Below are 20,133 nucleotides of genomic sequence, written 5' to 3' on the forward strand. Positions count from 1 at the left end.
ATATATAGGTGGGGCCCAGGCGACCCGTCTGCCCCCCGACGCGACGGATCGATGTGTTGAGAGTGGCAGGCACCCATAAACGTTCGATGAACGCCGCGGGTGGCTCGGTCAAGCCGCCGCGACGGGGTCGAGGAGGGCCCGTACTTCGTCGGCCTCCAGAGCCCCCGCTCCCTCGTGAATGGCCAGAGCTTCCGTCCAGCAGGCCCGTGCGCGGTCGAGTTGCCCGAGATTGTCGAGCGACCTTCCCAGAAGGATCAGTACGTTGGCACGCATCCAATCACCACCCATGCAGCCGGTGGCCAGGGCTTGCTCCGCATGCCTGGCTGCCTGGGCCGAGCGGCCGGCCTGGAGATGCACTTGAGCGATCCGGTAGTGAGTAGTGCCTTCCCAAAGGCGCTGACGGTTCTCCACGAAGACCTGGAGGGCGTCGGCGAGTTCATCAAGAGCCTCCGCATGGCGGCCCGCATGGCTGAGGCTGATCCCGAGGGCGTACTTCGCGTTGGCCAGCCGGAATGTGAGGCCCAGGTCGTCGTAGATGGTCACGCCTTGTCGGGCGAGATCAATTGCCTTGCTCGTGCACCCCATGGAGACGAGTACCCGGGAGAGGTTGCAGAGAGCGCTCGCCTCACCTGGACCGTTGCCATCAGCGCGAAAGGCTTCGATGGCCTTGCGGAAGAAGCTCTCGCTGGCGGCATGCTGATTCATGCAGGCTGCGGTGATCCCCTGCTCATTCGGGGCGTTTCCGCTGGTCCATGGGTCATCGGACTTGAGCGCGAGCTGCGCGGCCTGCTCCAGTTCGGCTGCGGCCTCTTCGAACTGTCCTCCGACCCGGCTGAGTACTTGAGCCAGGCTGACCCGCGCCCGCCCCTCGGCGTACGAGTCGCCTGCAGCCGAAGCGGCATCCCGCGCAGCCACAGTGGCCAACTCATAGCGCAGCGAACTCGCCCCCGACTCCGCCAAGTCCTTGGATGCAAGCAGCAGATCGACCGCCCGCCGCAACGTGCTCGGTCCCAGCGACTGCTGGACGCAGGCCAGGATGCAGGCCGCCTCCGAGTGCAGCCAGTCCAGCGCCTTCGCGTCGTCGCTGAAGTCCTGGCCCACATGCTCGGTCACTTCGAGGTGGTCCACCGTCCGGTCCCCGGGGCGCTCTATCGCGTAGACCCGGGCCGCCGATGCCAGATAGAAGTCCAACAGCCGCGACACCGCCGATTCCCGCTCGGCCGGCGGCAGCTCCCGCTCCGCGCACGCACGCGCGTAGAGCCGAACCAGGTCGTGGTAGCGGTACCGACCCGGAGCCGCCGACTCCACCAGAGAAGTGTCGACCAGTGATTCGAGGAGGTCCTCCGTCTCCTCCGTCGGGAGGTCGAGGACCGCGGCCGCCGCCGCCAGTGAGAGGTCCGGGCCGTCCGCCAGGCCCAGCAAACGGAACGCCCGGGCCTGCGCCGGCTCCAGCTGGCCGTAGCCCAGCTCGAACGTCGCCTTCACCGCCAGGTCGCCCGCCTGGAGTTCGTCGAGGCGCCGCCGCTCGTCCGCCAGTTTCGCGGCCAGCGTCGAGACCGTCCACGTACGGCGGGCCGCCAGGCGGGACGCCGCGATGCGGATCGCCAAGGGCAGGAAGCCGCACGCCGCCACCACGTCGAGCGCGGCCTTCCGCTCCGATGTGACTCTTTCCTCGCCGACGATCCGGGTGAAGAGGAGGAGCGCCTCCTCCGGGGACATGACGTCCAGGTCCACCAGGTGGGCCCCGGCGAGGTCCACCATCCGGATCCGGCTCGTCACCAGGGCCGCGCAGCCCTCCATGCCCGGCAGGAGCGGCCTCACCTGCGCCGCGTCACGTGCGTTGTCCAGGACCACGAGGACCCGACGGCCGTCCAGGACCGACCTGTACAGCGCCGCCCTCTCCTCCAGGGAGTCCGGTATCGCCGAGTCGGCCGTCCCCAGGGCCCGCAGGAACGCGCCCAGCACCGTCTCCGGTTCCGCCGCCCTCGAACCCGCGCCCTGAAGGTCCACGTACAACTGCCCGTCGGGGAAGTAGGTGCGGGCCACGTGCGCCACGTGGACGGCGAGCGTCGTCTTGCCCACGCCCCCGATGCCCGCGAGCGCCGAGACCGCCATCACCCGGCCCTCCGCCGCCGACAGGATCTCGCTCAGCTCGGAGACGAAAGATGCCCGGCCCGTGAAGTCAGGGACGGTGGCGGGGAGTTGGGCTGGGCGCACCGCCGCTGCCGCCGGCTCAGGGGCCGCCGCCGAGGGTTCCGCGAGCGCCGGGTCCGCCTGGAGGATCCGCTGCTGAAGTTCCTTCAGACCCGGGCGCGGGTCCACCCCCAGTTCGTCGGCCAGCAGGCGGCGCGTGTCCGCGTAGACCGCGAGCGCCTCCGCCTGGCGTCCGCTGCGGTACAGCGCCAGCATCAGGAGTTCGCGCAGGCGCTCCCGCAGGGGGTGTGCGGCCGTCAGCGCCGTCAGCTCCGAGACCGCCTCCGCGTGGCAGCCGACCTCCAGGTCCATGTCCAGACGGGATTCGAGGAGCTGGAGGCGCCACTCCTCCAGGCGCGTGCGCTCCGTCTCCGCGTAGGGACCGGGGACGTTCGCCAGAGGTTCGCCGTCCCACAGGCTCAGCGCCTTGTTGACCAGGGAGCGCGCCTGGCAGAGGTCGGACACCCCTCGTGCCTTCTCCGCCTCCGCCCACAGGTCCTCCGCCAGTGCCAGGTCCAGGGCGCCGTCGGCCACCGCGATCGAGTAGCCGCCCGACTCGCTGACCAGGACACCGGCCGGGAGCACCTTGCGCAGGCGCGACGCGTACGTACGGACCGCGGCCAGTGCCTGTGAGGGCGGTTCCTCGCCCCAGAGGGCGTCGATCAGTTCGTGTGCCGTCGCCGTGCGGCCGTCACGCAGCAGGAGCGCCGCGAGCAGGGCCCGCTGCTGCGGAGAGCCCATGGACAGCTGCTCGGCGCCGTGCCACGCACGTACGGGGCCGAGCACGCTGAAGTGCGGTCTCAGGCCCTCGGGGGCGTTCCCCGGGGCCGGACGCCGCTGGTCCGGTACTCGCGGTACAACGTCCATCGCTCCCCCTGCTGCCCTTCCGTGCCCGGCCGTCACCGGGTCTGGTCGTGCGCGCGGGTCTGCCCTGCCCGCGATTGTCGCTCTTTGCCTGGTTCCGTTCTCCACCTGGCCCTTGCTCCCCGCCAGTTTGCCTTGTTCATGGCGGATACGTCAGCCGTGCGAGACGGCTCTCACAGGGTCCACGCACTCGGCGGCCGGTAATGGACGGGGGATGGACGGCCGGCCGATCACCGATGGATAGCTGACGGGGAGCTGACGGGTCGTCAGATCAGCGCTACCGTGGAGCACATGGAGACCACTGAGACCTTGCCGACGTTCCCGAGGATCATCTCGGTGGACGACCACACCGTTGAGCCCGCTCATGTCTGGCAGGACCGGCTCCCGTCGAAGTACCGGGACAGCGGGCCCCGCGTCGTCCGGGCGCCCCTGAAGTCGATGAGCTTCCTGGGCGGGAAGTTCGCCCCCGTGATGGGGGCGAAGGGGGACGAAGGGCCCATAGGGGACTGGTGGATCTACGAGGACCTGCACCGGCCCCTCACCCGCCTCGACACCTCCGTGGGGTGCGACAGGGACGAGATCAAGCTCGAGGTCATCACGTACGAGCAGATGCGCCCGGGATCCTTCAGCGTGCCCGACCGCCTCGCCGACATGGACGTCAACCACGTCCAGTCCGCCCTCTGCTTCCCCACCTTCCCCCGCTTCTGCGGGCAGACGTTCACCGAGGCCAAGGACCGCGAACTCGGCCTGCTCGGTGTGCGGGCGTACAACGACTGGATGGTGGACGAGTGGTGCGGCCCCGACGCGCAGGGCCGTCTCATCCCCCTCACTCTCATTCCGCTCTGGGACGCCGAGCTCGCCGCCGCCGAGGTCCGCCGCAACGCGGCCCGCGGCGTGCGTGCCGTCGCCTTCTCCGAGATACCGCCGCACCTGGGCCTGCCCTCCATCCACACGGACGAGTGGGATCCCTTCCTGCGGGCCTGCGACGAGACCGGCACCGTCATCGCCATGCACATCGGGTCGAGCAGCAAGATGCCGAGCACGTCCGCGGACGCGCCGCCCGCCGTCGGTTCCACCATCACCTTCGCCAACTGCTGCTTCTCGATGGTCGACTGGCTGATGAGCGGCAAGTTCGAGCGCTTCCCGAACCTCAGGATCATGTACGCGGAGGGGCAGATCGGGTGGATCCCCTACATCCTTGAGCGCGCCGACGTGGTCTGGGAGGAGAACCGCGGGTGGGGCGGGGTGGCCGACAAGGTGCACCGGCCGCCGTCCGAGCTCTTCACCGAGCACGTCTACGGCTGCTTCTTCGACGACGCCTTCGGGCTGAAGAATCTCGACTCGATCGGTGTCGGGAACGTCCTGTACGAGACCGACTATCCGCACTCCGACTCGACCTGGCCCAAGTCCAGGGAGGTGGGGGAGTCGCAGATGGGGCACCTCGCGCCGGACGTCGTCGACCGGATCGTGCGGGGCAACGCCATCGACCTGCTGGGGCTCACGGACGACGGGCTGTGGCCGGGGCCCGGGGCGTAAGTGCTCATGTGCTGCCGGGTGGCTGCTCTGGGGGAGGGCGGCTGCCCGGCGGGTCCTTGTCGCGTCGCCCGCCGAGTTGCCCGTCCCTCAACCCTTGCCTGACGGACCGTCAGCTACGACGATGTGTCCGTCGCCGTATATGACAGACCGTCAGATCAAGGTGAGGGGTCGGGTTCCCATGGCTGCCAACGCGCTGGCGCACATCTTCCCGCAAGGGCGACTGGTCTACGGGATGCAGCTCCCGATCCAGTCCCAGAGTGTCATGTACGCGGAGGCGTGGGAGGCGGACGCCGCCGCCGAGGATCTCGCCGAGATCGCCCGCACCGCCGACCGCGGCGGCTTCGCGTACATCGCGAGCTGTGACCACGTGGCCATCCCGCGGCGGCTCGCCGACACCATGAGCACCGTCTGGTACGACCCGGTGGCCACCCTCTCCTTCCTCGCCGGGATCACCGAGAACGTACGGCTGATGAGTCATGTCGCCGTCGTCGGTCTGCGGCATCCGCTGGTCAGCGCCAAGCAGTACGCCACCCTGGACCGGCTCAGCGGCGGGCGGCTGATCCTGGGGGTGGGGGCCGGGCACGTGCAGGAGGAGTTCGACGCCGTCGGGGCCGACTTCGCGCGGCGCGGGCCCGTGCTCGACGAGACCGTCGACGCGCTGAAGGCCTCGCTCGGCGCCGAGGAATTTCCCGAACACCACGGCGAGCACTACGACTTCAGCGACCTGGGCCAGCAGCCGCGGCCCGTGCAGGAACGCGTGCCCATCTGGGTGGGCGGCTCGTCGCCCGCGGCCGTCCGCAGGGCCGCGGTGCGCGGCGACGGGTGGCTGCCGCAGGGCGACCCGCGCGACAAGCTGCCCGCGCAGATCGCCAGGCTCAAGCGGCTGCGCGAGGAGGCGGGGGTGGCGGAGCCGATCGTCGTGGGGGCGATCGCCGAGCCCCTGTACGTGGGGGAGCCCGGCTGGTCCGTGGGGCGGCGCACGCTCAGCGGGAAGCCGGATGCCCTCGCCGAGTCGCTGCGCGCGTACGGGGCGATGGGGGTGCAGCAGATCCAGGTGCGGTTCCGCTCGCGCAGCCGTACCGAACTCACCGACCAGATGGCCGCGTTCGCCGCCGATGTCGCCCCGCACCTCAACTGAGCATCCGTATCTCGACCACTGAGCATCCGCATCTCGACGGATACCCCGCATCTCGACGGAAATCCCGCACCGCAACTGAGACCCCGCACCGGCCTCGCAACCTCTCGGACCTCATTCAAGGAGACAGGTATGGGCAAGCTGGACGGCCGCGTCGTCATCGTCACCGGCGGGGCGCGCGGGCAGGGTGAGCAGGAGGCGCGGCTCTTCGCGGCCGAGGGGGCGAGGGTCGTCATCGGCGACGTGCTCGACGACCAGGGCGAGGCGCTCGCCAAGGAGCTCGGCGGGGACGTGGCCAGGTTCGTGCACCTCGACGTCAGCCAGGAGGCCGACTGGACCGCGGCGGTCGGCGCCGCCAAGGACGCCTTCGGGAAGATCGACGGCCTGGTCAACAACGCCGGGATCCTGCGCTTCAACGAGCTGGTCAGCACCCCGCTGGAAGAGTTCCAGCAGGTCATCCAGGTCAACCAGATCGGCTGCTTCCTCGGCATCCGCACCGTCGCGCCCGAGATCGAGGCCGCCGGCGGCGGGACCATCGTGAACACCGCGTCGTACACGGCGATGACGGGCATGGCGTACGTCGGCGCGTACGCCGCGACCAAGCACGCCATCCTCGGGCTCACCCGCGTCGCCGCGATGGAGCTCGCCGCCAAGAACATCCGTGTCAACGCCGTCTGCCCGGGTGCCGTCGACACCCCGATGACCAACCCCGCGCAGCTCGACCCGACCGCCGACCCCACCGAGGCGCAGGAGGCCGTCGCCGAGCTGTACAAGAAGCTCGTGCCGCTGGGGCGGATCGGGAAGCCCGAGGAGGTCGCCGCCCTCGCCCTCTTCCTGACCGGGGACGACTCGGCGTACATCACCGGGCAGCCGTTCGTCATCGACGGAGGGTGGCTCGCGGGGGTCAGCATTGTCTGACGTCGCGTCAGTAGGTGGGCGCCCAGGTATTGACGGTCCTCGCGGCCGGTGGAACAGTCGACGCATCGCAATCTGACGGTTCGTCAGAAACTCGTTCGTCAGAAACTCACGAGGATGGTGAACCTCCTTGGAATTCGGTCTCTTTGTACAGGGATATGTGCCCGCCAAGCGGGCCAAGGTCGACCCCGAAGCCGAGCACAAGGCGCTCATCGAGGAGACCGAGTACGTCATCCAGGCGGACAAGTCCGGCTTCAAGTACGCCTGGGCCTCCGAGCACCACTTCCTGGAGGAGTACTCGCACCTCTCCGCCAATGACGTCTTCCTCGGCTATCTCGCCCACGCCACCGACCGCATCCACCTGGGCTCCGGCATCTTCAACCCGCTCGCCCCGGTGAACCACCCGGTCAAGGTCGCCGAGAAGGTCGCCATGCTCGACCATCTCTCCGAAGGACGCTTCGAGTTCGGGTCCGGGCGAGGCGCCGGGTCGCACGAGATATTGGGTTTCATGCCGGGCATCACCGACATGAACCACACCAAGGAACTCTGGGAAGAGACCATCGCCGAGTTCCCCAAGATGTGGCTCCAGGACGAGTACGTCGGCTTCCAGGGCAAACACTGGTCGCTGCCGCCCCGCAAGATCCTGCCCAAGCCGTACGGCAAGGCGCACCCGGCGATGTGGTACGCCGCCGGGTCCCCGCCCTCGTATGCGATGGCAGGAAAGAAGGGGCTCGGGGTACTGGGCTTCAGCGTGCAGAAGGTCTCCGACATGGAGTGGGTCCTGGAGTCGTACAAGACGGCCGTGAAGGACGCCGAGCCGGTCGGCGCCTTCGTCAACGACAACGTCATGGTGACCTCGACCGCGATCTGCGCGGAGACGCACAAGAAGGCGGTCGAGATCGCGGTGAGCGGGGGTCTCAACTACCTCCAGTCGCTGCTCTTCCGCTACCACGACACCTTCCCGCGGCCCGAGGGCATCCCCGAATGGCCCGAGCTGCTGCCCGAGTACAGCGAGGAGATCATCGAGCTGCTCATCGCCGAGGAGCTGATGATCTGCGGTGACCCGGACGAGGTGCTCACGCAGTGCAAGCGGTGGGAGCAGGCCGGGGCCGATCAGCTCAGCTTCGGGCTTCCGATCGGGATCTCGCCCGAGGACACGAAGAACACGATCAAGCTGATCGGTGAGCACGTGATTCCGAAGATCGATACGGATCCTGTGCACCGGACCACGCGTATGCGGGGTGCCTCCGGCGGTTGAGCCGCCCCCTCTTGCTGCCCCGGCCTTCCCTTCCCGGACGGAGGTCGGGGCACCCTCTTCGCCCTTCGGGCGTGTCCTCAAACGCCGGACGGGCTTTCTCCCGCCCACCCACCCGCTCTCCGAAGGGGGACCACACCCGCCATGCTCGACCACCTGATCAAAGGCGCGACCGTAGTCGACGGAACCGGCGCCCCCGCATTTACCGCCGACGTCGGCATCAGGGACGGGCGCATAGCCGTCGTCGCCGAACCCGGCACCATCCAGGAGTCCGCCACCACCAGCGAGGACGCCCAAGGGCGCGTCCTCGCACCCGGGTTCGTCGACCCGCACACGCACTACGACGCCCAGCTCTTCTGGGACCCCTACGCGACCCCCTCCCTGAACCACGGCGTCACCACCGTCGCGGGCGGCAACTGCGGCTTCACGCTTGCTCCGTTGAACCCCGCTCGGCCCGAAGACGCCGACTACACGCGGCGGATGATGTCCAAGGTCGAGGGCATGTCGCTGGTGGCCCTCGAAGAGGGCGCGCCCTGGACGTGGAGCTCGTTCGGCGAGTATCTGGACGCCCTGGACGGGCGCGTCGCCGTCAACGCGGGCTTCATGGTGGGGCATTGCGCGCTGCGGCGGTACGTCATGGGCGCGGATGCCGTGGGTGGGCAGCCCTCTCCCGAGCAACTCGAGGAGATGCTGCGGCTCTTCCATGACGCCATGGACGCGGGTGCCTGGGGCCTGTCCACCACGCAGTCGTCCACGCACTCCGACGGCGACGGCGAGCCCGTGGCCTCACGGCACGCGAAGCCCGACGAGCTGCTCGCCCTCAGCCGGGCCGTCGCCGAGCACGAGGGCACCCAGCTGGAGGCCATCGTCGCGGGATGTCTCGATCAGTTCAGCGACGACGAGATCGATCTGTTCGTCGAGATGAGCGCCGCCGCCGGGCGGCCGCTGAACTGGAACGTCCTCACCATCGACTCCGCAGTGCCCGAACGCGTACCGCGCCAGCTGAGCGCCAGCGAGCGCGCCCGCGAGGCCGGTGGCCGCATCGTGGCCCTGACCATGCCGATCCTCACCCCCATGAACATGTCGCTGGGCACCTTCTGCGCGCTGAACCTCATCCCGGGGTGGGGCGACGTGCTCGGCCTCCCGGTCCCCGAGCGCATCGCCAAGCTGCGCGACCCCGACGTCAGGGGCGAGATGCTGCGGCGCGCCGACAGCAAGGAAGCCGGGGTCTTCCGGCGGCTCACGCACTTCGACCGGTACGTCATCGGGGACACGTACTCCAAGGAGAACGAAGGCCTCACCGGCCGCGTCGTCGGTGACATCGCCGCCGAGCGCGGCCAGGAGGCCTTCCAGTGCCTCGTCGAGATCTGCGCCAACGACGATCTGCGTACGGTGCTCTGGCCCATGCCCTCGGACAACGACCCCGACTCGTGGGCCCTGCGCCAGGAGACCTGGCAGCACGAGGACGTCATGCTGGGCGGCTCCGACGCGGGCGCGCACCTGGACCGGATGTGCGGCGCCCCGTACACGACCCGGTTCATCGGGGACTGCCTGCGGGGCCGCAAGCTGGTCGGCCTGGAGCAGGCGGTCAAGATGCTCACCGACGACCCCGCGCAGCTCTTCGGGCTGCGGGAGAGGGGCCGTATCGAGGAGGGCTTCCACGCCGACCTCGTCCTCTTCGACCCCGAGCGCATCGACGCGGGCAAGGCCACGCTGGTGCACGACCTGCCGGGCGACAGCCCGCGCCTCGACTCGAAGGCGATCGGCATCAACGCCGTCTGGGTGAACGGAGTCGAGGCGATCCGGGAGGACCGGGTGACGGGCGCGACGCCCGGCACGGTCCTGCGGTCGGGCCGGGACACGCGGACGGTGAGCACCAAGTGAGCAGCCGACGTGGCCAACTCCCGCAGGAGCAGCGGCTGTTCATCGGCGGCGAGTGGACAGAGCCCGGCGGTGGTCACTATGAGGTGATCAACCCGGCCACCGAAGACGTCGTGGGCCTGGCCCCCGAGGCGAGCCGCGAGCAGGTGCACGCGGCGGCCGGCGCGGCCCGTGAGGCCTTCGCCACCTGGTCGCGCACGACGCCCGAGGAGCGGGCCACGGTCCTCGACCGCGCCGCGTCGATCATGGAGCGCGACTTCGCCGCGTACGCGGAACTCGCCCAGGCCGAGAGCGGCGCGACGACCGGCACGGCGCGTGGGATGCAGGTCGCGGTGTCGGTGGCGCGCTTCAAGCGGTACGCGAAGGGCGCCCTGGAGCCGGTCGAGGCGGGCCTTCCCCCGCAGATCAACGAGGCGGGCCCGATGGGCAAAGCGGGCGTCGTGGGGGCGCTCACCGTCCGCCAGCCGGTGGGAGTCGTCACCTGCGTCACCTCGTACAACAACCCGTGGGCCAACCCGGCGGGCAAGGTGGCACCCGCCCTGGCCATGGGCAACACGGTCGTCGTGAAGCCCGCACCGCAGGACCCGCTGTCGGTGTACCGGATGGCGGCGGCCCTTGAGGAGGCCGGGGCGCCGCCGGGAGTGGTGAACGTGGTGAGCGGCGCGCGCCCGGAGGTGGGCGAGGCGGCCGTGGACTCTCGGGACGTCGACATGGTGAGCTTCACCGGCTCGACGTCGGTGGGGCAGCGGATCGCCGAGGTGTGCGGCCGCGACATGAAGCGGCAGCTGATGGAGCTGGGCGGCAAGGGCGCGGCGCTCGTCTTCGAGGACGCGGACCTGGACTCGGCGGTGGCGGGGATCGGCACGACGTTCTCCTTCTACAGCGGACAGATCTGCACGGCCCCGACGAGGGTCATCGCGCACCGCGCGATCTACGACGCCCTGATCGAGAAGTTGACGGGCTACATCGGCTACATGAAGGTCGGCGACCCCCGGGAGAAGGGGACGGTCGTCGGCCCGGTGATCTCGGCGGCGCACCGGGACCGCATCGAGTCGTACGTGGAGCTCGGCCGCAAGGAAGGCGCGCGGGTCGTCGCGGGCGGCGAGCGCCCGGCCTCGTTCGAGAAGGGCTTCTACGTCGCCCCGACGCTGCTCGCGGACTGCACGAACGACATGAGGGTGGTCCGGGAGGAGATCTTCGGCCCGGTCGTGGTGGTGGTCCCCTTCGAGGACGAGGAGGAGGGCATCGCCCTGGCCAACGACAGCGACTACGGCCTTCTCGACTACGTCTGGTCGGGCGACGTGGCCCGCGCCTTCCGCGTCGCGCGGCGGCTGCGGGCGGGCGGGGTCGGCGTGAACACGATCGGCAGGAACATGGAGGCGCCGTTCGGAGGGTTCAAGAAGAGCGGGGTGGGCCGGGACGTGGGCTCGTACGCGCTGCACGCGTACAGCGAGCTGCAGTCGATCGTGTGGCCCGGGTGATGCGGCCCGGGTGATGCGGTCCGGCTGATGTCCGGTATGTGGACCCTGGAGGGATGCTCGGGAAAATTTTGAAGTGGGGCAAAACGGACAGTGCTGCGGTTCCCGCATACCGGACGGTCTGGCTTTTGCCTGGCAATGAGTAACCGATTCGGTTGACTGGTGAAGCAATCAATGGGTCATGCCCCGATTCGCCCATGGATTGCAAGCCGGTAGATCCGGATGTTCATCCTCCGCATGTGGAAACCGCAGCCCTTAACGTCCTGTTCATGACCCAGTTGGACGTACGGCCCCAGGCCGGAGACACGGTAAACGGCGCCCCCGACGGGGGCGTACGCGCCAAAGGCCTCGGCGGGAACTCCGTCGGGCTCATGGGCAGCGCCGTCATCGGCATCTCCACCGTCGCCCCCGTCTACTGCCTGACGTCGACCCTCGGCTCCACGGCCGGCGAGGTCGGCCTGGCCATGCCCGCGGTCTTCCTCGCGGGCTTCCTGCCGATGCTCCTGGTGGCCTTCGCCTACCGCGAGCTCAACAAGGCCATGCCGGACTGCGGCACGTCCTTCACCTGGACGGTCAAGGCCTTCGGCCCCCGGATCGGCTGGATGTGCGGCTGGGGCCTGGTCATCGCCACGATCATCGTCCTGTCGAACCTGGCGGGCGTGGCGACCTCGTACTTCTGGCTCCTGGCGGGCGAGATCACGGGCAACGACTCGGTGGCGGCCCTGGACGACAACAAGGCCGTGCACATCCTCACGTGCCTGGCCCTGATCGCCGCGGCGACGGCGATCAGTTATCGGGGGATGACGGCCACGAAGGGGGTGCAGTACCTCCTGGTCGGCCTTCAGCTGGTGGTCCTCGCGCTCTTCGTCGTGATGGCCCTGGGCAAGGCCCGCAGCGGGGACATCGCCGGATCCATGGACTTCTCCTGGTCCTGGCTGAACCCGTTCTCCGTCCAGTCCTTCGGCGCCTTCACGGCCGGTCTCTCCCTGTCGATCTTCATGTTCTGGGGATGGGACGCGTGCCTGACCGCCAATGAGGAGACCACCGGCAGCGAGAAGACCCCGGGCCGCGCGGCGCTCATCTCGATGGTCGTCCTGATCGGCTCCTACCTCGCCACCGGAATCGCCGCCCAGATGGCCGTCGGCTCCGGCGACAAGGGCCTCGGCCTCGCCAACCCGGACACCTCCGACAACGTCTTCGCCGCGCTCGCCGGGCCCATCATGGGCAGCGGCCTGGGCATCCTGCTCTTCGTCGCCGTCCTCGCCTCGGCCGCCGCGAGCCTGCAGACCACGTTCATCCCGGTGGCCCGCACGGTCCTCGCGATGTCGACGTACGAGGCACTGCCGCCGTCCTACGCGCGCGTGCACCCCCGGTTCAAGACCCCGGGCCGCGCGACCGTCGTCGCGGGCGTCGCGACCGGCGTCTTCTACACAGTCATGACGCTGGTCTCCGAGCACGTCCTGGTCGACACGATCTACGCGCTCGGCCTCATGATCTGCTTCTACTACGCGCTGACGGCCTTCGCCTGCGCCTGGTACTTCCGCCGCGAGCTGTTCTCGTCCGCGCGCGACTTCGCCTTCAAGGGCTTCTTCCCGGTGTTCGGCGGCATCCTGTTGACCGCGGTCTTCGTCAAGACCCTTGTGGACATGTGGAACCCCGCCTACGGCAGCGGCTCCTCCGTCTTCGGCGTCGGCTCGGTCTTCGTGATCGGCGTGGGCCTGCTGCTGCTCGGCGTGGTGATCATGCTGGTGATGGGCCGCAAGAGCCCGGCGTTCTTCCGGGGCGAGGTCCTGAAGCGGGACACGCCGGCGCTGGTCGTCGCGGACTGAGCCCTGGCCCCGCCTGACCGCCGGTGGGGGCTGGCGGCGCAGTTCCCCGCGCCCCTGAGGCAGCGGCTTCGCCGCGCCTCATGAAGGCGCACGCAGTGCGCCTTTCAGGGGCGCGGGGAACTGCGCGAGCAACCACGACGCACCCGCGGTCGGCGGCGCACCCGAACCGAAGGGGTAGGGGAAGCCGTCGTCGCCCTGCTAGCTCCGGCCCAGGAACACCGGGTTCGTGAACGCCGTCAGGGGGCCCGGGAGGCTCGGCACCGTCGGGGCGTGGCGGACCTCGGCTCGTACGTAGGCTGAGTACGACGGCGTCGTCCGCCACTCCGCCGTGCCCGATCCGGAGGCGGGCAGTGCCGGTGACGTGAACAGGACGCCCTGGTCCGTCACGAAGCGGATCGTGCAGCCGGGGGCGCCCGTGACGTCCAGGCGGATCGTCACCGGGGCGTCCTGCTCGACGTAGAGGCGCTCGCCGATGCCTGCTTGTTTGCCCTTGCCGCCCGTGGCCGTGAACTTGAGGGTGACGTTCTTGTTCTCGGCGACGTAGCTGTGGCCCGCGCGGATGCCCGCCTGGATGGCGTCGCGGGTCAGGTCGTCCGCGAGGACCACCGTCTGCGGGGTGCCGATGGGGTCGGGGTCGCGGTGGGCGTCGCTGTTGCCCATGGCCGGGATCCACGGCTTGCGGCCCCGGACGGAGGCGACCAGGGTGCTGTCCCAGTCGGCGAGGGAGATCTCGTCGTCCGGGGTGTAGGTGCCGTTCCACACCTCCACCGCGTCCGCTTCCCCGAAGCCGAACTTCCAGTTGCAGCCGATGCAGGTGGCGTGCGGGTGGGCGGGGACCACGAGGCCGCCCGCGTCGCGGACCTCGCGGGCGTACTTGCCGAAGCGGTTGTCGCGGGCGCGGTAGCGCCAGTCGATGAACGTGCCGGGGTCCGTGCCGAGCGCGACCACGTGGCCGTTGCGCGTGGTGACCTCCTCGCCCAGCATGACGAGCAGGTCGTCGCCCGCCTCGTCGGCCCAATGGGCGTGCGCGGAGTGCGTGTTGTGGTCGGAGGAGTTGATGAAGTCGAGGCCCGCCGCGCGCGCGAGGGCCGCGATCTCGGCCGGGGTGCGCCTGCCGTCGGAGTACCAGGAGTGCAGGTGGCAGTCGCCGCGGTACCAGGCGCGGCCCCGCCCCTTCGCCCGCTCCGGCGGATAGATGGGCCGGACCGTCTTGCCGGGCGCCCCGTACTTGAGGGTGATCGTGACCTCGTAGGGCAGGCCCTGCGGGGCGACCGTGTACGGGCCGAGCGCGATGTTCCAGGTGCCCGCCTTGACCGGTCCCGGGATGTAGCCGGGGGTCGCGTCGTCGGCGCGGATGAAGAACTCCGTGCGCGCGCCGCCCGACCAGCCGCGGAATCCCTTGCCGCCGAGTGCGGTGCCGCGCTGGTCGAAGATGCCGATGTCGAGCGCGTTGCCCTGGGTGCCCGCCGGGACCGTGACCTTCTCGTAGGTGTACGCGACGTGGATCTCCCGTACGCCGTCCGGGACTTCGACCGGCAGATACACGAAGTCGGGTGACCCGGTGGGCAGCGTGCCGCGCACCACCTTGGTCTCGTCGTCACTTCCGGATGCGCGCCCCGAGGCGCTCGCGAAGCTCACGCTGTTCAACGTAAGCGCGGCGGCGGCTCCCGTCACGAGCAGACCGCGCCGGTTGAGGGGTGTGTTGGCGGGTCTGGCCCGGTGGTGTTCGTCCTCGCACATGTGTCGGCTCCCCAGGGTGTCGGAAGGGACTGCAGGGCAACCCTGGTATTGAGCCGTGAACTCTCCGGCAAGGGAAGGCAATTGACAGACTTACGCCCGGTGTCGCTCAGCCGTTACGGCGGGCCTTGCGCACGCGGCGCAGGGCGTACAGGACGATGACGACGATCGCGATGACGGCGATGATCCCGATGATCAGCCCGGCCCCGCCCTTGGACTTCTTCTTTTTCTTCTTCTTGGGCTTGGCCTTGGGCTTGGTCGGTGACTCGTCCGCCGCCCTGGTGTCCGTCCTCGCGGCAGCGGCACCTGTCGCGAGCGTCGTCGAAGCGGCTGCCGATGCCGATGCCGATGCCGATGCCGCCGCCGTCCGTGGAGTGGCCGCGTAGGCCCCCGCCGACGCCGTGCCGCCCAGTAGCGCGCCGAGCAGCAGCAGTACGGTCGCGAAGCGAAGTCGCATGAGGAAACCCCCCGATTCCTTCGATTCCGGCGGATCCTAGGGCATGCGGAGCCCCGCGCCTAGGTGCTCGCGCCCGCCGCACGAAGCACGGCGGCCGTCTCCTCGTGCGATCCCTGCGTCGCCCAGTACAGCGGGGTGTTGCCCGTGCCGCCGTCCTCGCGGAGGTTGGGGTCCGCGCCGTGGGCGAGGAGTTCGCGCACGGCTTCGGTGTGGCCCCAGCAGGCCGCCGCACACAGCGGTGTCCCCTGGTCGCCGTGGCCGCTCTCGGTGTCGGGGTCGGCGCCTGCCGCCAGGAGCGCCCGGACGATGGGCGCCGTGCCGTGGACGGACGCTCCGTACAGCGGGGTCGTGCCGTCGGGGTCGGCGGCCCGCGGGTCCGCGCCCGCTCGCAGCAGAGCCTTCGCCTGGGTCGTGCAGCCCAGCTGCGCTGCCAGGACCAGCTTCTTCGTCTGCTTCTTGTGGCGCCGTCTGCTCATGAGGGGCAGGGTAGTTCGGCGGGTGTGCGAGGTGGTCGGATTTTCCGCTCCCCCGTGCGGCGGAGGACCGCGGCCCGCGCTCGGCCCGTACGCCGATGTGAGAGGCACGGGCCCGCGGCCAGCATGGCCCGCATGCTGAACGTGCTGAACGTGCTGAAGACGACCGCGCTGCCCGACGTGCCCCGCTGGGCCGTGCTCGCCGCCCATGCCGTCCCCCTGGCCACCCTCCCCTCCGCGTTGTGGCGGATCGCCCTCGTCGCCGGGCTCCCGGTGGCCGACGAGCCCGTCAGGGGCTGGGCGGCGGTGCTCTACGTCCTGGGGCTCAGCGTCGTGTCCGAGGGCCTGGCCCTGCTGACGCTCGGCCTGGTGCGGGGGTGGGGCGAGGTCGTGCCGGGGTGGATACCGCTGCTCGGCGGGCGCAGGGTGCGGCCGCTCGCCGCGGTGGTCCCGGCCCTGCTCGGGGCGGCCGGTCTCTTCGCGATCATGGGCTGGTTCGCCTACGCCCAGTACGCGGGCCTGGGTCCGGGTGTCACCGGCAGCGCGGCCAAGGAGGCGGTCCTCGTGGCCTGTTATGCGCCGCTCGTCCTGTGGGCCCCGCTGCTCGTCGCGGTGACGGCCGCGTACTACCGGAGGCGGAGGGGAGGTGCGGGCGCGGCATGGACTCCTGCGGCGCCGGCGGCTAGTAAGTGAGCCCCGCTCGCGTACGGGAGTCCGTGCGCGAGCGGCACGGCGACGTACGACGACGTGACCGGAGGCCACCACATGCGAGTTGCCGCCACCCTCTACCTCACCGACGAGACCATCGCCCCGATCCGCCTGGCCCGTGAGCTGGAGCAGCGAGGGTTCGCGGCGCTCTACCTCCCCGAGCACTCCCACATCCCCGTCTCCCGCGAGACGCCCTACCCCGGCGGTGAACTCCCGCCCGAGTGCGCCCGCATGCTGAGCCCCTTCGTCGCCCTCGCCCAGGCCGCCGCCGTCACCGACCGGCTCGGACTCGGCACGAACATCACGCTCGTCGGGCAGCACGACCCGATCGACCTCGCCAAGCAGATCGCGACCCTCGACCACCTCTCCGGCGGCCGTCTCACCCTCGGCATCGGCTACGGCTGGAACAAGGAGGAGGCCGCCGACCACGGCGTCGAGTGGCGCACGCGGCGCGCGCTCGTGCGCGACCGGATGGCGGTCATGAGGGCGCTGTGGGCCGAGCAACCGACCTCGTACGAGGGTGAGTTCGGGAGTGTGCGGGCCAGTGAGGCCCACCCGAAGCCGGTGCGTGCGCCCCGCCCGCGCAAGGAGGGCCCGCTCCACGGCCCCCGCACCCTCATCGGCGGAGCCGCGGGCCCCAAGCTGTTCGCGCACATCGCGGAGTACGCCGACGGCTGGCTGCCCATCGGGGGCGGCGGACTGCGCGAGACGCTCCCCGCGCTGCGCACCGCCTGGGCGGACGCGGGCCGCGACCCCGCCGGCCTGTACGTGGCGCTGTCCGCCGTCGAGCCGACCGAGGGCAAGCTCGCGCACTACGAGGAGCTCGGCGTGGACGAGGTCGTCGTGCAGCTTCCGGCGGGCGGGGAAACGGAGGTGCTCCGGGTGCTCGACGGGTTCGAGCGATACGTGCACCTCACACCCGCCCCCGCCGGGCAGGACCGAACCAGCACTGACCTGTAGCTGTTTCTCCGGGAGGTCGCTCGTATGCTCGGACGCATGACCAACAGCGCGCCGCAGGACCCAGGCCATCAGGAGTCGGCCCCCGCGCCGGCCCGACCCACCGCCAACGCCATGCGCCGCGCCCTCAAACGGGCCAGGGACGGCGTCGCGCTCGACACCGCCGAGGCCGCCGTGCTGCTCCAGGCGCGCGGCGACGACCTGAAGGACCTCGCCACGTCCGCCGCGCGGGTGCGTGACGCGGGGCTCGCGGCGGTGGGGCGGCCGGGCGTCATCACGTACTCGAAGAAGGTCTTCATCCCGCTGACCCGGCTGTGCCGGGACAAGTGCCACTACTGCACCTTCGTGACCGTCCCCGGCAAGCTGCGGCGCGAGGGGCACGGGATGTTCCTCTCGCCGGACGAGGTCGTCGACATCGCACGGCGCGGGGCGGAAATGGGCTGCAAGGAAGCCCTGTTCACGCTCGGCGACCGGCCCGAGGACCGCTGGCCCGAGGCGCGCGAGTGGCTGGAGGCGGAGGGCTACGACGACACGCTCGCCTACGTCCGCGCGATGGCGATCCGGGTCCTGGAGGAGACGGGCCTGCTCCCGCACCTCAACCCCGGCGTCATGACCTGGACCGACCTCCAGCGGCTCAAGCCCGTCGCGCCGTCCATGGGCATGATGCTGGAGACGACGGCGACGCGGCTGTGGAGCGAGCCGGGCGGTCCGCACCACGGGTCGCCCGACAAGGAGCCCGCGGTCAGGCTGCGGGTCCTGGAGGACGCGGGGCGCTCGAACGTCCCCTTCACCACCGGGGTCCTGATCGGGATCGGCGAGTCGTACGAGGAGCGGGCGGACGCGCTCTTCCGCCTCCGCTCGACGCAGCGTTCGTACCACGGCATCCAGGAAGTCATCGTCCAGAACTTCCGCGCCAAGCCGGACACGGCCATGCGCGGCATGCCGGACGCCGAGCTGGAGGAGCTCGCCGCGTGCATCGCGGTGGCCCGGCACATCCTCGGCCCGAGCGCCCGCATCCAGGCGCCGCCGAACCTGGTGGACGCGGAGTACGCGCTGCTCATCGGCGCGGGCATCGACGACTGGGGCGGCGTATCGCCCCTCACGCCCGACCACGTGAACCCCGAGCGCCCCTGGCCGCACATCGACGAGCTGGCGGCCAAGACCGCGGAGGCGGGCTTCACGCTGCGCGAACGGCTCACGATCTACCCGGAGTTCATCGAGCGCGGCGAGCCCTGGCTCGACCCGCGCCTGCTGCCGCACGTGCGCGCGCTCGTCGACCCGGAGACGGGCCTGGCGAACGAGGACGCACGGCCGAGCGGACTGCCCTGGCAGGAACCGGACGAGGGGTACGTCGCCTCGTCCGGCCGCACGGACCTGCACCGCACCATCGACACGACCGGCCGCACCTCCGACCGCCGCGACGACTTCGACGAGGTGTACGGCGACTGGGAGGCCCTGCGCGAGCAGGCCGCGCCCGGCATGGTCCCCTCGCGCATCGACGGCGACGTGCGCGCGGCCCTGAAGACGGCCGCCGACGACCCGACGCGCCTGACGGACGAGCAGGCCCTTGCCCTGCTGCACGCGGACGGGCCCGCGCTGGACGCGCTGTGCGGCATCGCGGACGACGTACGCAAGTCCATGGTCGGCGACGACGTCACGTACATCGTCACGCGCAACATCAACTTCACGAACGTCTGTTACACCGGCTGCCGCTTCTGCGCGTTCGCCCAGCGCCGCACGGACGCCGACGCGTACACGCTCTCCCTGGACCAGGTCGCGGACCGGGCCGCGCAGGCGTGGGAGGTGGGCGCGACCGAGGTGTGCATGCAGGGCGGCATCCACCCGGACCTGCCGGGCACCGCGTACTTCGACATCGCGCGGGCTGTGAAGGAGCGCGTGCCGGGCATGCATGTGCACGCGTTCTCGCCGATGGAGGTCGTGAACGGCGCGACGCGCACGGGTCTTTCGATACGGGACTGGCTCAGCACCGCGAAGGAAGCGGGCCTGGACTCCATCCCCGGCACGGCAGCGGAGATTCTCGACGACGAGGTGCGCTGGGTCCTGACCAAGGGCAAGCTGCCGACGGCTACGTGGATCGAGGTGGTCAAGACGGCCCACGAGCTGGGCATCCGCTCCTCGTCCACGATGATGTACGGACATGTGGACCAGCCGCGGCACTGGCTCGGGCACTTCCGCACGCTGGCCGCGATCCAGCAGGAGGCGCTGGCCAAGGGGGTGGAGGGCTTCACGGAGTTCGTGACGCTGCCCTTCATCCACACGAACGCCCCGGTGTATCTGGCGGGCATCGCCCGCCCGGGACCGACGACCCGCGACAACCGCGCGGTGGTCGCGATGGCGCGGCTCCTGCTCCACCCCCACATCCCGAACATCCAGACCAGTTGGGTGAAGCTGGGCACGGAGGGTGCGGCGGAGATGCTGCGCTCGGGCGCGAACGACCTGGGCGGGACGCTGATGGAGGAGACCATCTCCCGGATGGCGGGCTCCAGTTACGGCTCGTACCGCTCGGTCAAGGACCTGATCGCGATCGCGGAGGAGGCGGGGCGTCCGGCGAAACCGCGGACGACGTTGTACGGAGAGGTGCCTCTGGAGCGCCAGGAGGCGGCCGCCGCTTCGGACGGCCACCTCCCGGAGCTGCTTCCCGTCCTGGACTGACTCGGGGGAAAGGTCAGTCCGGCGGGGGCGGGGCCGTCGGGC

Annotated in this window: 14 protein-coding genes; 10 read left to right on the plus strand and 4 right to left on the minus strand. The window is 70.3% G+C overall.

Annotated elements, in window-relative coordinates:
- Window positions 1-108: 108 nt before the first annotated feature.
- Window positions 109-3,060 carry an SARP-family global regulator AfsR gene (gene afsR / locus M4V62_RS24235; protein WP_249589328.1) on the minus strand — a complete coding sequence of 984 codons (2,952 nt, stop codon included), beginning with the start codon at window positions 3,058-3,060 and terminating at the stop codon, window positions 109-111.
- 306 nt (window positions 3,061-3,366) lie between these two features.
- Between afsR and M4V62_RS24240 the strand changes: the two genes are divergently transcribed.
- The 7 genes from M4V62_RS24240 to M4V62_RS24270 all read left to right on the plus strand — a co-directional run bounded on the left by M4V62_RS24240 (window position 3,367) and on the right by M4V62_RS24270 (window position 13,086).
- On the plus strand, window positions 3,367-4,593 hold the full coding sequence (locus tag M4V62_RS24240) for an amidohydrolase family protein (RefSeq protein ID WP_249592966.1): 1,227 nt from the start codon (window positions 3,367-3,369) through the stop codon (window positions 4,591-4,593).
- Between the two features lie 178 nt (window positions 4,594-4,771).
- Window positions 4,772-5,731: an LLM class F420-dependent oxidoreductase gene (locus tag M4V62_RS24245; RefSeq protein ID WP_249589329.1), complete on the plus strand. Its 960-nt coding sequence runs from the start codon at window positions 4,772-4,774 to the stop codon at window positions 5,729-5,731.
- Between the two features lie 129 nt (window positions 5,732-5,860).
- Entirely contained in the window at window positions 5,861-6,646 is a 786-nt protein-coding gene (locus M4V62_RS24250; protein ID WP_249589330.1) for an SDR family NAD(P)-dependent oxidoreductase, read from the plus strand.
- Between the two features lie 127 nt (window positions 6,647-6,773).
- On the plus strand, window positions 6,774-7,901 hold the full coding sequence (locus M4V62_RS24255) for an LLM class flavin-dependent oxidoreductase (protein ID WP_249589331.1): 1,128 nt from the start codon (window positions 6,774-6,776) through the stop codon (window positions 7,899-7,901).
- Between the two features lie 141 nt (window positions 7,902-8,042).
- A complete protein-coding gene (locus tag M4V62_RS24260) occupies window positions 8,043-9,782 on the plus strand; it encodes an N-acyl-D-amino-acid deacylase family protein (RefSeq protein ID WP_249589332.1) in 1,740 nt (579 codons plus the stop codon).
- Window positions 9,779-11,260: an aldehyde dehydrogenase family protein gene (locus M4V62_RS24265; protein WP_249589333.1), complete on the plus strand. Its 1,482-nt coding sequence runs from the start codon at window positions 9,779-9,781 to the stop codon at window positions 11,258-11,260. Before M4V62_RS24260 ends, M4V62_RS24265 begins: the two co-directional genes overlap by 4 nt.
- A 266-nt stretch (window positions 11,261-11,526) precedes the next feature.
- On the plus strand, window positions 11,527-13,086 hold the full coding sequence (locus tag M4V62_RS24270; protein ID WP_249589334.1) for an APC family permease: 1,560 nt from the start codon (window positions 11,527-11,529) through the stop codon (window positions 13,084-13,086).
- Window positions 13,087-13,284: 198 nt separating this feature from the next.
- Here the strand turns inward: M4V62_RS24270 and M4V62_RS24275 are convergent, their stop codons facing one another.
- The 3 genes from M4V62_RS24275 to M4V62_RS24285 all read right to left on the minus strand — a co-directional run bounded on the left by M4V62_RS24275 (window position 13,285) and on the right by M4V62_RS24285 (window position 15,756).
- The gene (locus M4V62_RS24275) at window positions 13,285-14,826 is read right to left on the minus strand and encodes a CehA/McbA family metallohydrolase (protein WP_249589335.1); all 1,542 of its coding nucleotides are present in this window, start codon (window positions 14,824-14,826) and stop codon (window positions 13,285-13,287) included.
- Between the two features lie 106 nt (window positions 14,827-14,932).
- Entirely contained in the window at window positions 14,933-15,280 is a 348-nt protein-coding gene (locus tag M4V62_RS24280; protein WP_249589336.1) for a hypothetical protein, read from the minus strand.
- 59 nt (window positions 15,281-15,339) lie between these two features.
- Window positions 15,340-15,756 (minus strand): ankyrin repeat domain-containing protein, encoded by a 417-nt coding sequence (locus tag M4V62_RS24285; RefSeq protein WP_249589337.1) that lies wholly within the window; start codon window positions 15,754-15,756, stop codon window positions 15,340-15,342.
- Between the two features lie 132 nt (window positions 15,757-15,888).
- Between M4V62_RS24285 and M4V62_RS24290 the strand changes: the two genes are divergently transcribed.
- From M4V62_RS24290 to M4V62_RS24300, 3 genes are all read left to right on the plus strand, one after another.
- A complete protein-coding gene (locus M4V62_RS24290; protein WP_249589338.1) occupies window positions 15,889-16,446 on the plus strand; it encodes a hypothetical protein in 558 nt (185 codons plus the stop codon).
- A gap of 72 nt (window positions 16,447-16,518) precedes the next feature.
- Window positions 16,519-17,421, plus strand: a complete 903-nt coding sequence (locus M4V62_RS24295) for an LLM class F420-dependent oxidoreductase (protein WP_249589339.1) — start codon at window positions 16,519-16,521, stop codon at window positions 17,419-17,421.
- 36 nt (window positions 17,422-17,457) lie between these two features.
- A complete protein-coding gene (locus tag M4V62_RS24300; protein ID WP_249589340.1) occupies window positions 17,458-20,091 on the plus strand; it encodes a bifunctional FO biosynthesis protein CofGH in 2,634 nt (877 codons plus the stop codon).
- Window positions 20,092-20,133: the final 42 nt, after the last annotated feature.

This window comes from Streptomyces durmitorensis, assembly GCF_023498005.1.
GTDB classification, from domain to species: domain Bacteria; phylum Actinomycetota; class Actinomycetes; order Streptomycetales; family Streptomycetaceae; genus Streptomyces; species Streptomyces durmitorensis.